Raw genomic sequence first — 254 nt, forward strand, 5'->3', positions numbered from 1 at the left:
GGGCCACGTCGCTGTAATCGCGGCCATACGCGACGACGATGTGGTCGGTGCTGGCGGGGATGTTGTTGGTGGGGTCGAGTTCGACCCAGCCGAGCGTTTCGCCGCACCAGACGCGCACCCAGGCATGCATGGCGTCTGCGCCCTCCAGCCGTTCCTTGCCTGCGGGAGGGATGGTGCGCAGGAAGCCGGAGACGTAGCCTGCGGGGATGCCGAGGCTGCGGAGCGCCAGGATCATCACATGGGAAAAATCCTGG

1 protein-coding gene is annotated in these 254 nt (G+C 66.5%); it reads right to left on the reverse strand.

What is annotated here, in order from left to right:
* The coding region (locus SB764_RS42570; RefSeq protein WP_410867117.1) for a transglutaminase-like domain-containing protein at positions 1-235 on the reverse strand (235 nt) is incomplete at its 3' end.
* Positions 236-254 lie beyond the last annotated feature (19 nt).

The sequence above is a fragment of the Paraburkholderia sp. SIMBA_027 genome, assembly GCF_046535315.1.
Taxonomy (GTDB): Bacteria; Pseudomonadota; Gammaproteobacteria; order Burkholderiales; family Burkholderiaceae; genus Paraburkholderia; species Paraburkholderia tropica.